Origin of the sequence: Anoxybacillus sp. EFIL, assembly GCF_013096955.1 — a bacterium.
GTDB classification, from domain to species: domain Bacteria; phylum Bacillota; class Bacilli; order Bacillales; family Anoxybacillaceae; genus Anoxybacillus; species Anoxybacillus ayderensis.
In genome coordinates this window covers 1-415 of the sequence record NZ_SDLH01000102.1, presented here as the reverse complement: position 1 = coordinate 415, position 415 = coordinate 1, and the positions used below count along the sequence as shown (strand labels likewise).

The 415-nt window shown below is 49.9% G+C and carries 1 protein-coding gene; it reads right to left on the bottom strand.

Translation table 11 applies throughout. The annotated features are described in order from the left end of the window. The coding region (locus ES017_RS15530) for an MgtC/SapB family protein (protein ID WP_171335304.1) at positions 1-386 on the bottom strand (386 nt) is incomplete at its 3' end. Positions 387-415 lie beyond the last annotated feature (29 nt).

Below are 415 nucleotides of genomic sequence, written 5' to 3'. Positions count from 1 at the left end.
ACAATGAGCAGAGCGACACCAAAGGCCGATTCCCAATAGAAACCGGCGCCGACTGCCACGCCAATTCCTGCCGCCCCCCAGATAATGGCGGCTGTTGTCAGCCCAGTAATGCTGTCGTTGCCGCGGCGTAAAATAACGCCCGCTCCTAAAAAACCGACGCCTGATACGATTTGTGCGGCCAAGCGAAGCGGATCCATTGTAATATGGTCATTTGACGGAAAGACGTATGCTGACTCGATCGAAACGATCGTCAATAGGCAGCTTGAAATCGAAATGACCAAACACGTTTTCAAACCGACTGGTTTTCGCTTCAACTCCCGTTCCAGTCCGATGATCATGCCAAGAATGGCCGAAATCCCTAATTTAAGGAATGGATCAAACATCATTCGTTCTCCCCCCGTTCATGATATAATGT